Raw genomic sequence first — 17,772 nt, 5'->3', positions numbered from 1 at the left:
CCGCCGGGGCCACGCGCTCACGGCGTCTCCGGCACCCGCCCCTCACCCGCGCCCGATCGGCTCCACCTCCAGGAAGCGGTGACCGCGCGGCCCCTTGTAGAGCAGGGCGTCCCAGCCCAGGCGCGCGAGCACCGGTACGCACGCGCCGAGGGCCTCCGCCTCCTCCTGGGCCGCCCCCGAGCCCGGCGGCCCCAGCCACTCGACGACCGTCGCCGCGGGACGGTCCCCCGCCCCGACCCGGTACCCCGTGCCGACGCGCGCCCCGGTGGCGTCCACGGCCGAGGGGACGATCCCGCCCGCCTCCAGGGCGAGCGCCACCGCACGGACCGGCCGCGCGCGCTCCCAGTCGGCCGGTACGGCCCTCGGGTCGCCGCCCCGACCGTTCGTCAGGCGTCTGATCTGGAGCAGCCCTTCGAGGGCCGCGCGGACCTCCCGCGACCGCTGCTCGGCGTCGGCAGCCGGCAACGGCGGTCCGTCACCCGTGGCCGCCTCGAACGCTCCCCCACCGCTCGTCGTCGTCATGGTTCCACCGTAGGAGCCGCCACTGACAACAGCCTCCCGGGGAGCTTCCGGACCAGGGACCAAAGTCCCGGGCATTCGGGACCTTCGTCACGGCAATCAGGACATTCCCCCCTGTGACGATGGTTTCTGAAGATCATCCGACGTGCCGTCATCTCCCGGACGGCCGGAAGGGCCTCATGAGCGAGCCACAGAAGCGGCCCCTACCCGTCCGATTCCGCCGTCCCTCCGACGGCATACCGATGGACGACCTCTTCCGGTCGGACGCCGAGCGGCCGACCCCGCAGCCGTCCCCCGCGCAGACCGTCCAGACCCTTCCCCGGCCCACGACGGAACCCACCGAGCTCCTCGCGCCGTTGACGGCGGACCCGTCCACCGCGCCGGTCCGCCCGATCACCCTCGCCCGGCGCCCCCCGCCCTCCGACCCCGACCTCGTCGAGCGCCCCGGCCCCGCCGTCCCCGGCTGGCTCGCGGTGCTCACCGGTCTCGCGGCGCTCGCCGGGGCCGGGGCCACGCTCTGGCGCGCCCGCCCGCTCCGACCCCTGCTCGACATCCACCTCCTCCCGTGGGAGTGGGCGGCGCTCGGCGGCTGCGCGGCCGTCGCGGTCATCGCCTTCGGCGGGCTGACCCGCGGGCGCACCGGATCCGCCTGGGTGCTCTCCCTCTTCGGCCGGTACCGCGGCACGGTCCGCCGCACCGGCCTGGCCTGGATCAGCCCGTTCGTCCTGCGCCGCCGGATCGACGTCAGGCTCCGGCACTGGCGCAGCGAGCCGATCTCCGTCGTCGACGCCGAGGGTTCGGCGCTGCGCGTGGTGGTCCTGGTGGTGTGGTCGGTCAGGGACACGGCCCGCGCCCTGTACGCCGTCGACGACCATCTCGACTACCTGCGCGAGCAGGTGGAGGCCGCCGCCGCGCGCGTGCTCTCGCAGCTGCCCGCCGACGCCTTCCGGGGCGACGGTCCGACCCTGCGGGACGCCGAGGCCGTCGGTGACGCCCTGACCCGTACCCTCGCCGCCGAGTGCCGACCGGTCGGCATCGGCGTCTTCTCGGCCACCCCGACCCGTATCGAGTACGCCCCCGAGGTCGCCGCCGCCATGCACCGGCGGCAGATCGCCGCGCTCGACGCCAAGCACCGGGACAGCGTCCTGACCGGTGTCGTCGACGCCGTGGACGACACCGTGACCCGACTGACCTCCCGCGGTCTCGTCGAGCTCGACGACTTCGAACGCCAGGCCCTGGTCAAGGACCTGACCGTCGCCTTCTACACCCGCCGCAGCGGCCCGGCCGCCCAGAACCAGGAGTGACGAGGATCGTGAACACCCCCGTATTCACCGTGCCCGGCTTCACCGACGAGATACCCGTCGCCTGCTCCTGCCCCGGCTGCGCGGCCGGCGCCGCCGACGGGGCCGCCGCCGGGCGGCCCGGCGCGGGCCGGGGCGGCGTGTGCCGGGCCGCCGTCGTCGCGACCGTCGGCGTCGTCGCCCTCGCGGGCGCGGGGACCGGCACGGCGCTGGCCGAGCCCGCCCCGGCGCACGCGGGCTGGGACGGCACGAAGTACTGGTACAAGAACGCGGCCGGCGAGTGGCGCTGGACCAGCCACGAGTGGAAGTACGAGCAGAGGACCGGCGACGGGGCCGGCAGCGGCCGGAAGCAGGCCGCGGCCACGTCCCGGTCCTCGACCGGGCCCGCGACCACCGCCCACCGCTCCGGCGAGCCCGTCTTCCCCGGCCGCCAGGGCTGGGAACCCCGGTACGGCGTCTACTGGTACAAGTACAAGAACCACTGGTACTGGACGAGCCACCAGTGGAAGTACGAGCAGCGCACCGGCGCCTCGGGGAAGCCCACGAACCCCTCGAAGCCCTCCCGCCCCGCTCCCCCGTCCACGCCTTCCCCGCGCGGCTGGACCGCGCCCGTCTCCTCGTACGTCTTCACGGGGTACTACGGACAGCCGGGTTCCTGGTCGAAGGGCTACCACACGGGCCAGGACTTCGCCGTTCCCTCCGGGACGACGGTCCGCTCGGTCGGGCCCGGCCGGGTGGTGTCGACCGGGTACAACCGCTCGTACGGCTACGAGGTCGTCGTCCGGCACACGGACGGCCGCTACAGCCAGTACGCCCACCTGTCCCGCATCGACGTGTCGGCCGGGCAGAGCGTGTCGGCCGGGCAGCGGATCGCCCTGTCCGGGGCGACCGGCCGGGTGACGGGCCCGCACCTCCACTTCGAGGTGCGGACCACGCCGCACTTCGGCTCGGACGTCAACCCGCTGGCGTACCTGCGGAGTCACGGCGTCGCCGTGTAGTTCCGGGGGCCCGCCCCCGGTTCCGGGAAGGGGCGGGGCGGGGGCCGACGCCCCGCGCGGCGGCCTCAGGCGGTCGCGGTGGGGGCGTACGCCAAGGGGTCCGCCAGGACCTCGTGGAGGACCAGCGCCGCCGCGCCCCGCGCCGCGTCCGCCGACGGCGACGCCGCCCTGAGCCTCGGCGTCGTGCGCGTCCACAGGCCCGAGACGACCCGCTCCGCGAGTTCGTCGGTCACGGCGGGCCCCAGCCAGGGCAGCAGCCGCGGGTAGATGCCGCCGAGGACGACCGCCTCGGGGTCGAGGAGGTTCACGGCCCCGGACAGCGCGCGGCCGAGCATGCGGCCGGCCTCGGCGAGCGCGCCGAGGGCGCGGGCGTCGCCGGCCTCGGCGCGCCGGACGACTTCGGCGAGGTCGGGCGCGTCCGCGGCCCTGAGCAGCGCGGCCTGCCCGGCGTACTGCTCCAGGCAGCCGCGCGAGCCGCACCGGCAGCGCCGCCCCTCGGCGTCGACGACGAGGTGGCCGATCTCGCCGGCGAACCCGTGCGCGCCGCGCAGGAGTTCGCCGTGGACGACGATGGCGCCGCCGACGCCGATCTCGCCGGTGAGGTGGAGGAAGGTGCGGAGGTCTCCGAGGCCGCCGAACCACAGCTCGGCGAGGGCGGCCATGTTGGCCTCGTTGTCGGAGGTGAGGGCGAGGCCGTCCGGCCCGCCGGTGCCGGGGCGGCGGGCGGCGAGCGCCTCGGTGAAGAGGCGGCCCGCGTCGACCTCGTTCCAGCCGAGGTTGGGGGCCTGCCGGACGGTGCCGGCGCTGACGAGTCCGGGCAGGGCGAGCCCCCCGGCCGCGGGGAAGAGTCCCTGTCCGGCGGCCTCGTCGAGCGCCTCGGCGGCGATGCGGGCGGCCCGGTCGATGACCTCGACGGAGTCGGCGGACCGGTTGTCGTGGCGTTCGGTGCGCCGGATCCGGTCGGTGCCCGTGAGGTCGACGAGGCAGACCGTCACGTAGTCGATGTTGATCTCCACGCCGAGTCCGGCGGGGCCCGTGCGGGCCGGCTTGAGGACGGTGCCCGGGCGCCCCGCCTGGCCGCTGAACGTCTTGCCCGACTCGACGAGGAAGCCGAGGTCGAGGAGCTGCTCGACGAGTGAGGAGATGGCGGGCCTGGTCAGCCCCGAGCTGGCCGCCACGGCGGCACGCGTGGTCTCACCGGCCTCGTGGACGGTCCGCAGCACGAGGCTCAGGTTGTGCCGCCGCACTCCCGACTTGTCGGCCTTGGGTTCCGTGGGCTGATTCATGGTGAGCGTGAGCCTAGTCGTCCCTTTCGCTCTCGCGAAAACAGTTCAGTGACCGAACTCTTCTGCGCTAGCCTGCCGCCATGACGCTTCCGCGCGACTACCGCCGCCAGACGTGCGCCCTCTCCCGCTCGATGGAGGTCGTCGGGGAGCGCTGGACGCTGCTCATCCTGCGCGACGCCTTCTACGGGGTCCGCAGGTTCGGCGAGTTCGCCGCGCACCTCGCCCTCCCCCGGGCCGTCCTGACCGACCGCCTCGCCACGCTCGTCGAGACCGGCGTGATGGACCGGCGCACCGAACCGGGGTCCGGCCGCCGCGAGGTGTACGTCCTGACGGAGAAGGGCACCGCGCTCTGGCCCGCCGTCCGCGCCCTCACCGCCTGGGGCGAACGGTTCCACCCGGCGGACGGCGGCGCGCGGCGGCTCTTCCTGCACGAGGCCGACGGGGCCGTCGTCGACGACGACGGCCGGTGCGCCGGCTGCGGCGGGGCCGTTCCCGTCGGCGACGTCCTGGTCGCCCCCGGTCCCGGGCTCCCGCCCCCGGCCGACGACGCCGACCCGGTGACGGCGGCCCTCGCCCGCCCGCACCGGCTGCTCACCCCCCTGATCGTCCCCGCGCCCTCCGGGCGCCCCACGGGAGGTTCCCGCTCATGAAGATCCTGGTCGTCGGCGCCGGTGCCACCGGTGGCTACCTCGGCGCGCTGCTCACCCGCGCCGGGGAGGACGTCACCTTCCTCGTACGACCGGCTCGTGCCGCCGCGCTGCGCGAGCGCGGGCTGCGCGTCGTCGGCCGGGAGGCGGGGGACGAGTGGGCCGTCGAGCCGCGACTCGTCACGGCCGACGAGCTGACCGGCCCGTACGACCTGGTCCTCCTCGCCGTGAAGGCGAGCGGGTTCGCTCGGGCGGTCGAGGACCTCGCGCCGGCCGTCGGCCCCGAGACCGCGATCGTGCCGCTGCTCAACGGCCTCGCCCATCTCGACGCCCTCAACGAGCGCTTCGGCCCTTCGGTCGCGCTCGGCGGTGTGGCCCGGGTCGTCACGGTCCTCGACGGGACCGGGGACATCCGGCGCCTAGCCCCGCTGGCCCGCCTGGACATCGGCGAGCAGGACGGCACCGTCTCCGCACGGGCCGAGAGGATCGGGGCCGTCCTGAGGGGCGCGGGCATCGACGCCCCCGTGTCGGACCGGATCCTCACCGCGATGTGGCACAAGTGGGTGTTCATCACGACGTTCGGCGCCGTCACGGGCCTGATGCGGGGCACCGTCGGCGACGTGTACGACACGCCGGGCGGTCCGGCGCTCGGCCCCGCGGTCCTCGACGAGATCGCCGCGGTCTCCGCCGCCGCGGGACATCCGCTGCCGGAGTCGGAGCGCGCGGCGACGCTCGCCGTCGTCGCCGCGCCCGGCTCGCCGATGGTGCCGTCGCTCTACCACGACCTGACGGCGGGCCGGCCGACCGAGGTCGAGCACCTCTTCGGCGACCTCGCCGACCGGGCCCGGGCGTACGGCCTGGCGACACCGCTGCTCGACCTGACGACCCTGCACCTGCGGGTGCACGAACGACGGATCGCGGCGAAGGTCCAGGGGGCACCCGACCCTGATCCGCCGGGCAGGCACTGGGAAGCCCGGCCTGATCGGCAGAACACCCCCTAGCGGCGGCGGTCGCCCCGGATGTGGGCGTCGGAGGCGGTCGGCAGGGAGTTGTGGGCTCCCAGGCCGAAGGAGACCCGGTCGTCATGGGCCTGCCTCGCGGCCGCCTGCTCCTGGAGCAGGCCCTCGACCGTCTCCGTACGGCTGCCGCCGCGACGCACCAGCGTCACCGTGAGCAGCACACCGATGCCGGCCAGCAGCCCGAAGAAGATGAGTACAGCGGTCATGGCGACTCCCCCGTCGTCGGTCCGCCCACCGTACGCGTCCCGCCCGCCGTTCTCCCACCGTCCGCGCGGAGACGCGGTCAGTACGTCAGGTCGGGACGCCGCCCGGGCCGGGCCGGCCCGGAGAACGTCAGCACGGGTCCTCGCGGGCGCCGTCCGTCAGCGGTAGTCGTCCGGGTGGTCCTGCATCCACGCGTTGATCCTGTCGCGGGTGCCGACGAGCAGCTTCTCGTTCTTCTTCAGGTTCTCGAAGGACCGGTCCCCGTCGAGCACGCCGTCCAGCTTCGCGATCCAGGCGATGGGCTCCGGGAAGTGGCCGGGGCCCTTCGGGTCCGCCTTCATCGCCTCGTCCATCCGGTGGAGTTCGTCGTGGACCCGGCCGAGGAAGTACGCGCAGTCGCTCGCGCAGGAGTCGTTCAGGGTCGCCTGGAGACCGGCGAAGGCGTCACGGACCTTGCTGGGCGGGACCGGGGGCTCGCCCTCGGAGACGGGCGCCGTCGCCGTCGCCTCGGCCGTGCCCTCCGTCGGGGCGGAGGCCTCCGCCGTCGCCGCGGGGGCCGTCGTGGCCACCTGGCCCCCGCCCCCGCCGCCCTGCGCGTCGCTCTTCTCCGTCGTGCCGCCGCAGCCGACGGCGAGCGCGGCGAGCGCGACGGCGACGACCGCCGCGCCCGACACCTTGGACCTGAACACGGGACCCCCTGCGATCATCGAGTCCCCCGACCCTACATAACCCGGCTCCTCACGCCAGGAGGGTCGGTGCCGCCGACGTCAGGACTCGGGCGATACGGTCCCAGGTCTCCGTGTCGCGCGGCAGCGGCGGCAGTTGTTCGCCCTCGCCCGTCCCCCACTCCGTGGCCACGGCCACCGGGTCGGCCCCCGTGACGGCTCCGGCGGCGAGCGCCGCCGCGCCCAGGGCGACGAGCTCCTCGGCACCGGGGACGACGACGGGCCGCCCGGACAGCCGGCGGACGGTGTCGGTCCAGGCCCGGCCGCGCGCGCCGCCGCCGATCAGCCGGATCGGCCGGTCCCGTGCGGCGGGGTCCGCAGGGTCGAGGCCGCAGGCCGCGAGGAGTCCGTCGAGCGCGCGCAGGACGGTGAAGGCGGCGCCTTCGTAGGCGGCGCCGAGGACCTCGCGCGGGTCGGTGGCGTGCCGGAGGCCCGTGACGAGACCGGCGGCGTGCGGCAGGTCGGGGGTGCGTTCGCCGTCGAGGTACGGCAGCACGACGACCTCCCCGCCCGGCCGTACGTCCTGCCGGTCGAGGCCGAGGAGCGTCGCGAACCGGTCGACGGCCAGGGTGCAGTTGAGGGTGCAGCCGAGCGGAAGGTACGTCCCGTCGGCGGCGGCGAAGCCGGAGAGGCCGGGATCGGCGGGGCGCGACCGGGTCGCGGCGAAGACGGTGCCGGACGTGCCGAGGCTCACGACCGGATGGTCGACGAGCCCCGCGCCCCCGAGGCCGAGCCCGACGGCGGCGGCCATGTTGTCGCCGGTCCCCGCGGCGACGACGACGGCGGGGGGCAGGCCGAGCGCCTCGGCGGCGGCGGGCGTGAGGGTGCCGACGGGGGTGGCACCGGTGGGGGCGACGGCGGGCAGGAGCGACGGGTCGATCCCGAGGTGGGTGAGGATCTCGACGTCATAGCCCCCTGACGTTCCGTCACCACCGCTCGGCGACAAGGGACTCGGTTCCATCCCCGCGGACGCCGGCGCCGTCCTCCCGTGGCCGTACCAGCCGGTGCCCGACGCGTCGCCCGGGTCGGTCACCGCCCGGCCCGTGAGGCGTTCCGTCAGGTAGTCGTGCGGAAGACGGACGGCCGCCGTCGCGGCGGCGCGGGCCGGCTCGTGGGTGCGGAGCCACTCCCACTTGGCGGCGGTCAGGGCGGCGACCGGGACCGAGCCGGTGCGCCCCAACCAGGCTTCAGGGCCGCCCAGTTCGGCGGCGAGCTTTGCCGCCTGGGGGGCCGGGCGGGTGTCGTTCCACAGCAGCGCGGGGCGCAGCGGCCGGCCGTCGGCGCCGAGGACGACGAGGCCGTGCTGCTGTCCGGCGACCGCGAGGCCGGTGACGGCGGAGGCGGGGACGCCCGCGTCCCGTACCGCCGCCCGGACGGCCGACACGAGGGCCGACCACCACTGCTCGGGGTCGCTCTCGCGCGCCCCGCCGGTCCCGGTCACGGTGTGCGGCGCGCGCCCGAGGGCGAGGACCTCGCCGGTCTCCGCGTCCACGACGACGGCCTTGGTGGACTGCGTGGAGCTGTCCACACCGATCACGACAGGGCGGTTCGCCGCCACATCCTCACCTCGACATCTTCCTCGGGGGGCTGGCGTCGGGCCGCCCCTGTCCCGTATTAGTTATGTCAGAAAACAAATCCCGCCGCCAGGGCCTCGCACGCCCCGACGCAAGGAGGAACCATGACGGAACGCCTCTCCCCCACCCCCGAGGACCGGTTCACCTTCGGCCTGTGGACCGTGGGCTGGCAGGGCCGCGACCCGTTCGGCGACGCGACCCGCCCCGCCCTCGACCCGGTCGAGTCCGTGGAGCGGCTCGCGGAGCTGGGCGCGTACGGCGTCACGTTCCACGACGACGACCTCATTCCCTTCGGCGCCTCGGAGAGCGAGCGCGACACGGCCGTCAAGCGGTTCCGCGCCGCCCTGGACCGGACCGGCCTCGCCGTCCCGATGGCCACGACCAACCTCTTCACCCACCCCGTCTTCAAGGACGGCGGCTTCACCGCCAACGACCGGGACGTCCGCCGCTACGCCCTGCGCAAGACGATCCGCAACATCGACCTGGCCGTCGAGCTCGGCGCGCGGGTGTACGTCGCCTGGGGCGGCCGTGAGGGCGCCGAGTCCGGCGCGGCCAAGGACGTCCGGGTCGCGCTCGACCGCATGAAGGAGGCCTTCGACCTCCTCGGCGAGTACGTCACCGAGCAGGGGTACGACCTCCGGTTCGCGATCGAGCCGAAGCCGAACGAGCCGCGCGGCGACATCCTGCTCCCCACCATCGGCCACGCGCTCGCCTTCATCGAGCGCCTGGAGCGCCCCGAACTCGTGGGCGTGAACCCGGAGACGGGCCACGAGCAGATGGCCGGCCTGAACTTCCCGCACGGAATCGCGCAGGCTCTGTGGGCGGGCAAGCTCTTCCACATCGACCTCAACGGCCAGTCCGGCATCAAGTACGACCAGGACTTCCGCTTCGGCGCGGGCGACCTGCGCCAGGCCTTCTGGCTCGTCGACCTGCTGGAGACGGCCGGGTACGACGGGCCGCGCCACTTCGACTTCAAGCCGGTCCGCACCGACGGCTTCGACGGGGTGTGGGAGTCCGCGAAGAACTGCATGCGGAACTACCTGATCCTGAAGGAGCGCGCGGCCGCCTTCCGCGCCGACCCCGAGGTCCTCCAGGCGCTGTACGCCTCCCGGCTGCCCGAACTCACCCGGCCCACCGCCGGCGACGGCCTCGCGGGCCTGCTCGCCGACCCGACGGCGTACGAGACCTTCGACGTGGACGCGGCGGCCGGCCGCTCGATGGCCTTCGAGCGGCTCGACCAGCTCGCGCTGGAGCACCTGCTCAACGTGCGCTGAGTGATCAGCGTCCCGAGACGGCGAGTGTGGAGCGGCGGACGACCAGTTCCGGCTGGAGCACGACGTGCTCGTGCCGGTGGTCGTCCGCCTTGTCGCCCGTCTCCGCCAGCAGCAGGTCGGCGGCCTTCGCCCCGAGGGTGAGGGCCGGCTGCCGTACGGAGGTCAGGGGCACGGTCGCCGCCGCCGCGAACTCGATGTCGTCGTAGCCGACGATGGCCATGTCCTCCGGGACCCGCACCCCGGCCGCGTACAGCGACTGGAGCACGCCGAGGGCGAGCAGGTCGTTGGCGCAGAAGACGGCGGTGGGGCGGTCGGCGAGGCCCAGGAGGCGGGCGCCCGCGTCGCGGCCGGAGGCCACGTCGAGGCGGTCGGCGGGGAGTTCCCTGAGGGCCGACGCGGGCAGGCCCGCCTCGGCGAGCGCGAGCAGGGCGCCCTCGCGGCGGTCGCGGATCTGCTGGAGGTGCGGCGGGCCGCTGACGTACGCGAAGGAACGGTGGCCGGTCGCCAGGAGGTGGCGGACGGCGAGCGAGCCGCCGACGACGTCGTCGACGGAGACCGAGCAGCCCGAGCCCCCGGTCCCGTCGCCCGCGACCCGGTCGACGAGGACGTACGGGATGCCGTGGCGGCGGAAGTCGCGGAGGTTGGCGCCGCTGGGGTCGGCGGGCGTGACGAGGACGCCCCGGACGCGCTGTTCGGCGAAGAGGGAGAGGTAGTCGGCCTCGTCGCCGGGGTTCTGGTCGCTGTTGCAGACCATGACGCCGAGTCCGGCGGCGCGGGCGGTCCGCTCGGCGCCGCGCGCGATGTCGACGAAGAAGGGGTTGCCCATGTCGAGGACGAGCAGGGCCATGATCCGGCTGCGGCCCGCGCGCAGTTGGCGCGCCGACTCGCTGCGGACGTAGCCGAGGCGGGTGATCACCTCGCGGACGTGCTGGAGGGTCGCGGGCGAGACCCGGTCCGGCTGGTTGATGACGTTGGAGACGGTGCCGACGGAGACGCCGGCCTCGCGGGCCACGTCCTTGATGCCGACGGTGCCCGTGCCGGCACCGGTGCCGACGCCGCCCTGTGCGGATTCCGTCATGCGTCCCACCCGGCCCGTCCCGCGCCCGCCCCCACCCGGTGTGGAGGGGCTCCCGACGCGCGGTTCATCCTAGGGCGCGTGTCGATAGCGGCGCCTGCCCGCCCGGTCCGCTCACGCAAGGTGGAAGACCTCCGTCAGCGGGCGCATCGCCGCGTCGGGCGCCTGCCCGTCGAGCTCCTCGAAGAACTCCGCCATCTCCGCCTGCCAGCGGGCGTTGACCTCGGTCGCCTCCATGGCGGCGCGTGCCCGGTCGAAGTCCGGTGTCTCCAGGTAGCCGACGAGGAGGCCGTCCTCGCGGAGGAAGAGGGAGTAGTTGTGCCAGCCGGCGGCGGTCAGCGCCGTCCGCATGTCGGCCCAGACGTCCTCGTGGCGGGCGCGGTACTCCTCCACCCGCCCGGCCCTGACCTTGAGCAGGAAGCAGACCCGCTGCACGTACACCCTCCTCGACCCGCGATGAAATGTTTCACTGACGCGAGTCAGGACGCTAGGAGGTCAGCGCCATGGGGTCAAGGGTCGACGTCCGACCTTCCTGAATCGATTCAGCTCTCAGGTCGACTCCCGCCGCACGAGTTCCGTCGGCAGGATCACCGTCGCCGGGTCCTCGCCCGCTATCCGCGCGAGCAGCGTCCGGACCATCTCGGCGCTGATCCGGTCCCAGGGCTGACGGATCGTCGTGAGCGGGGGCCGGGTGCCGAGGGCGGCCGGGGAGTCGTCGAAGCCGCCGACCGCGATGTCCTCGGGGACCCGGCGGCCCGCGCGGGCGAGGGCGTCAAGGACGCCCTGGGCCATGAGGTCGGAGGCGACGAAGACGGCGTCGATGTCGGGGGCGCGCGCGAGGAGGGCCTCGGCCGCGTCCTCGCCGCTCCCCCGGCTGTAGTCGCCGGTGGCGACGAGGGCCTCGTCGAGCGGGAGCCCGAACTCCGCGAGGGTCTCGCGGTATCCGGCGAGGCGCTCGACGCCGCCGGGGGTGTCGAGCGGGCCGGTCACGGTGGCGATCCGGCGGCGACCCGTCGCGTACAGGTGGCGGACCATGTCGCGGGCGCCGTCGCGGTCGTCGGCGGCCACGTACCCGATCTTGGCGGTCTGGCCGAGGGGCTTGCCGCAGGCGACGACGGGGACGCCGGCCTCGTGCAGGTGGGCCACGACGGGGTCGCCGGAGTGGCTGGAGACGAGGAGGACGCCGTCGACGTGACCGGCCTCGATGTAGCGGAGGTTGCGGCGGCGCTCGTCCTCGGTGCCCGCGATCATCAGGAGGAGCGGGATGTCCTGGGCGGCGAGGGCCTGGGTGCAGGCCCTCAGGAGGACGTTGAAGTTGGGGTCCTCGAAGAACCGTTCCTGGGGCTCGGTCAGGAGGAAGGCGACGGAGTCGGACCTGCCGGTGATCAGCGAGCGGGCGTGCCGGTTGACGACGTATCCCGTTCTGCGGATGGCGGCGTCGACGGCGGCCTTGGCCGTCGGGCTCACGTAGTGGCCGCCGTTGAGGACACGGGAGACGGTGCCCCGCGAGACACCGGCCTCGCGGGCGACGTCGTGGATGGTCGCGGGACGGCGGCGGGACGCTGCTGCTGTGCTCATGCTGTGTGTTTCCCCTCGATCCCCTGTGGTCAGGCGATCCCCTGTGGTCAGGACTTTACGGCGCCGGAGAGCAGATCGAGGCTCCAGAAGCGCTGGATGACCAGGAACAGGGCGATCAGCGGGACGATGGCGAGGAGGGCTCCGGTGATGACGAGGTTGTACAGGGCGGGCTGGCTGGCACCCTGCTTGAGGAGGGTGAACAGGCCGACGGTCATGGGGAACTTCTCGTCGTCGCCGAGCATGATGAACGGCAGCAGGAAGTTGTTCCAGATGGCGACGAACTGGAAGAGGAAGATGGTCACCAGGCCCGGGGACATCATCGGGACGGCGATGCGCAGGAAGATGCGCCACTCCCCCGCGCCGTCCATGCGGCCGGCCTCGACGAGTTCCAGGGGAATGGCGGCCTGGGCGTAGATGCGGCCGAGGTAGACGCCGTACGGGGAGAGGACCAGCGGCAGCAGGACGGAGGCGTACGTGTCCGTCAGGTCGGCCTGGGCCATGAGCAGGTACTGCGGGATGGCGAGGATGACCGGGGGCATGAGGACGCCGGTGAGCATGACGTTGAAGAAGGCCTCGCGCCCGCGGAAGTCGTAGATGGCGAGGGCGTATCCGGCGAAGGCTGAGACGACCGTCGACAGGACGGCGCCGAGTCCGGCGTAGAGGACGGAGTTGGCCATCCAGCGCCAGTAGATGCCCTCGCGGTAGGCGGTGAGGTCCTCGACGTTGCCGCCGAGGCCGTTGCCCGGGAGGAAGGTGAAGGTGGAGAAGAGGTCGGAGGCCGGCTTGGTGGCGGCGACCAGGACCCAGGCGACGGGCAGCAGGCAGTAGAGCGCGCCGAGGACGAGGGCGGCCGTGGGCAGCAGGGCCGTACGGCGGGGGCGGGGGCCCTGGCCGGCGGTGCCGGACGGCGGGCCCTGGGGGACGCCGGGGGTGGTGCCGGCGGCCGGGGCCCCCTTGCGGAGCGGCGGGGAGGCGAGCCCGGTCATCGGCTTGCTCCTTGTGTGGTGCGGCGGTTGGAGATCCTGAGGAGCGCGAAGGAGAGCGCGAAGGTGGCGAGGGCGAGCACGACGGCGGTGGCCGACGCGGCGTAGATGTTCCCGCCGGTGAAGGCGTCGCTGTACACCTTCATGAGGGGGCTCCAGGTGCTCGGGATGCCGTTGGTGAGCGGCTTGAGCGTCATGGGTTCGTTGAAGACCTGGAGGGTCGCGATGATCGAGAAGAAGAAGGTGAGCACCAGGGAGGGCGCCACCATCGGGACCTTGATGCGGAGCGCGACCTGGAGCTCGGAGCAGCCGTCGAGCTTGGCCGCCTCGTAGACCTCGGCGGGCAGGGAGCGCAGCGCGGTGTAGATGACGATCATGTTGAAGCCGGTGCCGCCCCAGACCGCGATGTTGGACATCGCGAGGTAGAGGGGGCCGCCGTCCATGAGGTCGGGCTGCGGGAGGCCGAGCCGTTCGAGGAGGTAGAGGAAGGGGCTGACGTCCGGGAGGTAGAGGAACCCCCAGAGGACGGCCGCGATCACGCCGGGGACGGCGTACGGGAGGAAGATCGCGAGCCGGGCGAAGGAGCGGGCCCGGACGCGCTCCGAGTCGAGCAGGAGCGCGAAGAACAGGGCGAGGCCGAGCATCATCGGGACGACGATGGCGCCGTAGCCGAGGACGCGCAGGGCGCTGCCGAGGAGTTCGGAGTCGCCGAGGGCGGAGACGTAGTTGTCCAGGCCGGCCCAGACCTCCGTCTTGGCGCCCTTGCCGAGGCCGAGTCCCTTGATCTCGACCTTGCGGAAGCTGAGCCAGAGGGCGTAGCCGATGGGCAGCGCGAAGAAGAGGACGAAGAGGGCGGCCGCCGGGAGGAGAAAGAAGTAGGGGGCGCTTCGCGCTCGTCTGGGGGTGGTGGGCGACGGGAGGACGTACGGGGCCGTCTCGACCCCGTACGGCCGGCGCGCGCCCTTGGGGGGCTGCGTCACTTGGCGACCTCGAAGCCCTGCTTGGCGAGGTCGTCGACGGTGGTCTTCTGGACCGTGGCGAGGGCGCCGGTGAAGGCGGGGACGGTCTTGGCCTTGGCGGCCTTGCCGAACTCGTCCTTGAAGGCGGTGTAGGCGACGTTCACGTTCGGGCCCCAGGCGGCGGGGGCGGTGCCGAGGGCGATGCCGGCGGCCTGGGTGTAGAAGTCGGGCTGGTTCGGGAAGAAGGCCGGGGCCTTGGCGAGGGCGCCGCTGGTCTGGGCGGCGGTGGCGGCGGGGTAGATGCCGCTCTCCCTGACGAGGGCCTCGAGGGCCTTCGGGTCGGTGTTCAGCCAGGTGGCGAACTTCGCGGCGGCGGCCTTGTGCTTCGAGTCGGTGGTGACGGCGGTGGAGGAGCCGCCCCAGCTGCCGGTGACGGTCTCGCCCTTGTTCCACTGCGGGAGGGGGGCCATGGCCCACTTGCCCTGGGTGTCGGGGGCGGCGGTGGTCAGGGTGCCGGGGGCCCAGACGGCGCTGACCCAGGCGAGCTGCTCACCGGTGTTGAGGGCCTTGTTCCAGGCGGGGGTGTACATGGGCTGGTTGTCGACGGCGCCCTCGGCGACCAGGCCGCCCCAGAAGTCGCTGACCTTCTTGGTGGCGGCGTCGTCGATGCCGACCTTCCAGGTGTCGCCCTCGAAGGACCACCACTTGGCGCCGGCCTGCTGGGAGAGGCCGGCGAAGAGTCCGGCGTCGTTGGCGGAGAAGGTGGTGAGGGCCTTCTCGGGGGCCTTCTTCTTGAGGGCGCGGGCGGTCTCGGCGAACTCGTTCCAGGTGGTGGGGACGGTGAGGCCGTACTGCTTGAAGAGGTCCTCGCGGTAGAAGAACATCAGCGGCCCGGAGTCCTGCGGCAGCGCGTACACGGCGTCGCTGCCGAAGGTGGTCTGCTGCCAGATGCCGGGGGCGAACTTGTCCTTGGCGCCCTCGACCTCCTTGGCTATGTCGGCGAGGGAGTCGTTGCTGACCAGGGTCGGGAGGGCCTGGTACTCGGCCTGGACGAGGTCCGGGCCCTTGTGCGCCTTCGTGGCGGTGATGATCTTGGTGACGAGGTCGTCTCCGGACGCCTGCTTCTGCACCGTGACCTGGATCTCGGGGTGTTCGGCGTTCCAGAGGGCCGCGACCTTGTCCATGCCGGGCGCCCAGGCCCAGTAGGTGAGCTTGACCGGGCCGGTGCCGGCACCCGCCTTCTCGCCGGAGCCGGTGTCGGAGGATCCACAGGCGCTGAGCGCGGTGGCGCCGAGGAGGACGGCGGTGGCGGCGGCGAGGCTGCGGCGCGTGAACTGGGGCATGGGGTACTTCTCCCTGACCGAAAGGGGCCTCTTCCTCGAAGCGGAAGGGCCGGCCATGCATCTGTGAGCGTTCACAGTAGAGAAACGTTCCGGACACTTGTCAATGGTTGTTCCTGTGCGGTTATGTTGCGTTGCCACATCGAGATCGAGTGTGTGCACGTTCCCAAGCGAACAAACCATCAGACTTCCGAGGCTTCAGGAGACACCCATGCCGCAGACCGCTCCCAAGGGCACCCCCAAGGGACTGGAACGGCTCGCGTTCGGCGGTGACTACAATCCCGAGCAGTGGCCGGAAAGCGTCTGGCAGGAGGACGTCCGGCTGATGCGGGAGGCCGGAGTCACCATGGTCAGCGTCGGGATCTTCTCCTGGGCCCTCCTGGAGCCCGAGCGGGGCCGGTACGACTTCGGCTGGCTCGACCGTCTCCTCGACCTGCTCCACGCCAACGGCGTCCGGGTCGACCTGGGCACGCCCACCGTCGCCCCGCCCGCCTGGTTCTACCGCGCCCACCCGGAGGCACTGCCCGTCACCGCCGACGGCGTGCGCCACACCTACGGTTCACGCGGGGCGATCTGCCACAGTTCCCCCGCCTATCGCGAGGCCGCCGCCGGGATCACCACCGCGCTCGCCCGCCGCTACGGCAGTCACCCCGCGCTCGCCCTCTGGCACGTCCACAACGAGTACGGCGTCCCCGTCAGTGCCTGCTACTGCGACAGCTGCGCCGCCCACTTCCGCCGCTGGCTCCACGAGACGTACGGCTCCGTGGACGCCGTGAACGAGGCCTGGGGCACCGCCTTCTGGGGGCAGCGCTACGGCTCGTACGAGGAGATCCTCCCGCCCCGCACCACCCCGACCGTCGGCAACCCGGCCCAGCAGCTCGACTACCGCCGCTTCGCCGACGCCACCATCCGGGAGAACTTCCGGACGGAACGGGACATCCTCCACGAACTCGCCCCCGGCACCCCCGTCACCACCAACTTCATGACGGCGCTCAGCCAGTGCGACTCCATCGACTACTGGGCCTGGGGCCGCGAGGTCGACCTCGTCACCAACGACCACTACCTCATCACCGACGGCCGCCGCACCCACGTCAACCTCGCGATGGCCGCCGACCTCACCCGCTCCGTCGCCGGCGGTGCCCCCTGGCTGCTCCTGGAGCACTCCACCTCGGGCGTGAACTGGCAGGCCCGCAACCCCGCCAAGCGCCCCGGCGAGATGGCCCGCAACTCCCTCGCCCACGTCGCCCGCGGCTCCGAGGGCGCCATGTTCTTCCAGTGGCGCCAGTCCCGGCGGGGGGCCGAGAAGTTCCACTCCGCGATGGTCCCGCACGGCGGCACCGACACCCGGATCTGGCGCGAGGTCGTCGCCCTCGGGGCCGACCTCGGCGCCCTGGAGCAGGTGCGCGGCAGCCGGACCGTCGCCGACGTCGCCGTCCTGTGGGACTGGCACTCGTGGTGGGCGCAGAGCCTGGAGTGGCGGCCGAACGCGGCCCACGAGGCCCGCGAGCGCGCCGACAGCTTCTACGAGACCCTCTACGACCGGCACCTCACCGTCGACTTCGCGCACCCCGAGGCCGACCTGTCCGCCTACCCGCTGGTCGTCGTCCCCGCCCTCTACCTCATGACCGAGGCGGCGGGACGGAACCTCCGCGAGTACGTCGAGAACGGCGGCACCCTCGTCGTCTCGTACTTCTCCGGCATCGTCGACGAGCACGACGCCGTGCACCCCGGCGCCTACCCGGGCGCCCTCAGGGACGTCCTCGGCCTCACCGTCGACGAGTGGTCGCCGCTCCTCGACGACCAGCGCGTGACGATCACCGGCCCCGGCGGCGCCACGCTCGACGGCGACGTGTGGACGGAGTTCGTCCGGCCGCGCGGCGCCGAGACCGTGTGGACGTACGCCGACGGGCCGGCCGCCGGCGGCCCCGCCGTGACCCGGCACCGGCTCGGCGAGGGCACCGCCTGGTACGTCTCCACCCGCCTGGACGCGACCTCGCTCGACGCGATCCTCGGCGCCGCCTGCGCGGACGCGCGGGTCCCGGAGCGGTCCGGGCTGGCGCGGGACGTGGAGGTCGTCCGGCGTGCCGACGGGAACGGCGCCGTGTACGTCTTCGCGCTGAACCACTCGGGCGAGGACGCCGAGGTGCCGCTCGACGGCACCGGCACGGAGCTGCTCGGCGGCGGGACGGCCGTGGCGGGGAAGCTCGCGGTGCCGGCGGGGGCTGTCAGGGTCGTACGGCTCGACGGCTGATCTCCTCCGCCGCTCTCCTTTCCGGCCCCTCCTCCCCCT

General features: G+C 73.4%; 17 protein-coding genes. 6 read left to right on the top strand and 11 right to left on the bottom strand.

All coding sequences use genetic code 11. The features are described from left to right. Positions 1-42 precede the first annotated feature (42 nt). Positions 43-522 (bottom strand): hypothetical protein, encoded by a 480-nt coding sequence (locus AB0G79_RS12650; RefSeq protein WP_360804600.1) that lies wholly within the window; start codon positions 520-522, stop codon positions 43-45. 239 nt (positions 523-761) lie between these two features. Between AB0G79_RS12650 and AB0G79_RS12645 the strand changes: the two genes are divergently transcribed. After that, positions 762-1,823, top strand: a complete 1,062-nt coding sequence (locus AB0G79_RS12645) for an SPFH domain-containing protein (protein ID WP_360804597.1) — start codon at positions 762-764, stop codon at positions 1,821-1,823. Between the two features lie 8 nt (positions 1,824-1,831). Beyond that, positions 1,832-2,818 (top strand): M23 family metallopeptidase, encoded by a 987-nt coding sequence (locus AB0G79_RS12640; protein WP_360804594.1) that lies wholly within the window; start codon positions 1,832-1,834, stop codon positions 2,816-2,818. A 65-nt stretch (positions 2,819-2,883) separates the two neighbouring features. Here AB0G79_RS12640 and AB0G79_RS12635 read toward each other — a convergent pair whose 3' ends face one another. Next, a complete protein-coding gene (locus AB0G79_RS12635; protein WP_360804591.1) occupies positions 2,884-4,104 on the bottom strand; it encodes an ROK family protein in 1,221 nt (406 codons plus the stop codon). Positions 4,105-4,184: 80 nt separating this feature from the next. Here AB0G79_RS12635 and AB0G79_RS12630 point away from each other — a divergent pair, with 80 nt between their 5' ends. Next, the gene (locus AB0G79_RS12630; RefSeq protein WP_360804588.1) at positions 4,185-4,754 is read left to right on the top strand and encodes a helix-turn-helix domain-containing protein; all 570 of its coding nucleotides are present in this window, start codon (positions 4,185-4,187) and stop codon (positions 4,752-4,754) included. Continuing rightward, on the top strand, positions 4,751-5,752 hold the full coding sequence (locus AB0G79_RS12625; RefSeq protein WP_360804585.1) for a ketopantoate reductase family protein: 1,002 nt from the start codon (positions 4,751-4,753) through the stop codon (positions 5,750-5,752). The genes AB0G79_RS12630 and AB0G79_RS12625 overlap by 4 nt, the downstream gene beginning before the upstream one ends. On the opposite strand, the gene AB0G79_RS12620 is transcribed toward AB0G79_RS12625, so the two are convergent. The 3 genes from AB0G79_RS12620 to AB0G79_RS12610 all read right to left on the bottom strand — a co-directional run bounded on the left by AB0G79_RS12620 (position 5,749) and on the right by AB0G79_RS12610 (position 8,257). Further along, positions 5,749-5,976 carry a hypothetical protein gene (locus AB0G79_RS12620; protein WP_360804582.1) on the bottom strand — a complete coding sequence of 76 codons (228 nt, stop codon included), beginning with the start codon at positions 5,974-5,976 and terminating at the stop codon, positions 5,749-5,751. The genes AB0G79_RS12625 and AB0G79_RS12620 overlap by 4 nt on opposite strands. A 156-nt stretch (positions 5,977-6,132) precedes the next feature. Continuing rightward, entirely contained in the window at positions 6,133-6,663 is a 531-nt protein-coding gene (locus AB0G79_RS12615; RefSeq protein WP_360804579.1) for a hypothetical protein, read from the bottom strand. 49 nt (positions 6,664-6,712) lie between these two features. Further along, on the bottom strand, positions 6,713-8,257 hold the full coding sequence (locus AB0G79_RS12610) for an FGGY family carbohydrate kinase (protein ID WP_360804576.1): 1,545 nt from the start codon (positions 8,255-8,257) through the stop codon (positions 6,713-6,715). 120 nt (positions 8,258-8,377) lie between these two features. On the opposite strand from AB0G79_RS12610, the gene xylA reads away from it, so the two are divergent. Then, entirely contained in the window at positions 8,378-9,547 is a 1,170-nt protein-coding gene (gene xylA / locus AB0G79_RS12605; RefSeq protein WP_360804573.1) for a xylose isomerase, read from the top strand. 4 nt (positions 9,548-9,551) lie between these two features. On the opposite strand, the gene AB0G79_RS12600 is transcribed toward xylA, so the two are convergent. From AB0G79_RS12600 to AB0G79_RS12575, 6 genes are all read right to left on the bottom strand, one after another. Then, positions 9,552-10,625 (bottom strand): LacI family DNA-binding transcriptional regulator, encoded by a 1,074-nt coding sequence (locus AB0G79_RS12600; protein ID WP_360804570.1) that lies wholly within the window; start codon positions 10,623-10,625, stop codon positions 9,552-9,554. A gap of 111 nt (positions 10,626-10,736) precedes the next feature. Continuing rightward, positions 10,737-11,057, bottom strand: coding sequence for an L-rhamnose mutarotase (locus tag AB0G79_RS12595; protein WP_360804567.1), 321 nt, complete (start codon positions 11,055-11,057; stop codon positions 10,737-10,739). 114 nt (positions 11,058-11,171) lie between these two features. Next, positions 11,172-12,200: a LacI family DNA-binding transcriptional regulator gene (locus tag AB0G79_RS12590; RefSeq protein WP_360804564.1), complete on the bottom strand. Its 1,029-nt coding sequence runs from the start codon at positions 12,198-12,200 to the stop codon at positions 11,172-11,174. A gap of 47 nt (positions 12,201-12,247) precedes the next feature. Further along, on the bottom strand, positions 12,248-13,186 hold the full coding sequence (locus tag AB0G79_RS12585; RefSeq protein ID WP_360804561.1) for a carbohydrate ABC transporter permease: 939 nt from the start codon (positions 13,184-13,186) through the stop codon (positions 12,248-12,250). After that, positions 13,183-14,163 (bottom strand): sugar ABC transporter permease, encoded by a 981-nt coding sequence (locus AB0G79_RS12580; RefSeq protein ID WP_360804558.1) that lies wholly within the window; start codon positions 14,161-14,163, stop codon positions 13,183-13,185. Before AB0G79_RS12580 ends, AB0G79_RS12585 begins: the two co-directional genes overlap by 4 nt. Continuing rightward, the gene (locus AB0G79_RS12575; protein ID WP_360804555.1) at positions 14,160-15,485 is read right to left on the bottom strand and encodes an extracellular solute-binding protein; all 1,326 of its coding nucleotides are present in this window, start codon (positions 15,483-15,485) and stop codon (positions 14,160-14,162) included. Before AB0G79_RS12575 ends, AB0G79_RS12580 begins: the two co-directional genes overlap by 4 nt. A 208-nt stretch (positions 15,486-15,693) precedes the next feature. Here AB0G79_RS12575 and AB0G79_RS12570 point away from each other — a divergent pair, with 208 nt between their 5' ends. Further along, positions 15,694-17,733 (top strand): beta-galactosidase, encoded by a 2,040-nt coding sequence (locus AB0G79_RS12570; protein ID WP_360804552.1) that lies wholly within the window; start codon positions 15,694-15,696, stop codon positions 17,731-17,733. Positions 17,734-17,772: the final 39 nt, after the last annotated feature.

The sequence above is a fragment of the Streptomyces sp. NPDC020807 genome (assembly GCF_040641575.1).
Taxonomy (GTDB): domain Bacteria; phylum Actinomycetota; class Actinomycetes; order Streptomycetales; family Streptomycetaceae; genus Streptomyces.
This window is presented reverse-complemented; position numbering and strand designations above follow the sequence as displayed.

Bases quoted from the DNA above. Each gene is read 5' to 3' on its own strand.
- AB0G79_RS12650 (WP_360804600.1), bottom strand. From the start codon at position 522: ATGACGACGACGAGCGGTGGGGGAGCGTTCGAGGCGGCCACGGGTGAC.
- AB0G79_RS12645 (WP_360804597.1), top strand. From the start codon at position 762: ATGGACGACCTCTTCCGGTCGGACGCCGAGCGGCCGACCCCGCAGCCG.
- AB0G79_RS12635 (WP_360804591.1), bottom strand. From the start codon at position 4,104: ATGAATCAGCCCACGGAACCCAAGGCCGACAAGTCGGGAGTGCGGCGG.
- AB0G79_RS12630 (WP_360804588.1), top strand. From the start codon at position 4,185: ATGACGCTTCCGCGCGACTACCGCCGCCAGACGTGCGCCCTCTCCCGC.
- AB0G79_RS12625 (WP_360804585.1), top strand. From the start codon at position 4,751: ATGAAGATCCTGGTCGTCGGCGCCGGTGCCACCGGTGGCTACCTCGGC.
- AB0G79_RS12620 (WP_360804582.1), bottom strand. From the start codon at position 5,976: ATGACCGCTGTACTCATCTTCTTCGGGCTGCTGGCCGGCATCGGTGTG.
- xylA (WP_360804573.1), top strand. From the start codon at position 8,378: ATGACGGAACGCCTCTCCCCCACCCCCGAGGACCGGTTCACCTTCGGC.
- AB0G79_RS12600 (WP_360804570.1), bottom strand. From the start codon at position 10,625: ATGACGGAATCCGCACAGGGCGGCGTCGGCACCGGTGCCGGCACGGGC.
- AB0G79_RS12590 (WP_360804564.1), bottom strand. From the start codon at position 12,200: ATGAGCACAGCAGCAGCGTCCCGCCGCCGTCCCGCGACCATCCACGAC.
- AB0G79_RS12585 (WP_360804561.1), bottom strand. From the start codon at position 13,186: ATGACCGGGCTCGCCTCCCCGCCGCTCCGCAAGGGGGCCCCGGCCGCC.
- AB0G79_RS12575 (WP_360804555.1), bottom strand. From the start codon at position 15,485: ATGCCCCAGTTCACGCGCCGCAGCCTCGCCGCCGCCACCGCCGTCCTC.
- AB0G79_RS12570 (WP_360804552.1), top strand. From the start codon at position 15,694: ATGCCGCAGACCGCTCCCAAGGGCACCCCCAAGGGACTGGAACGGCTC.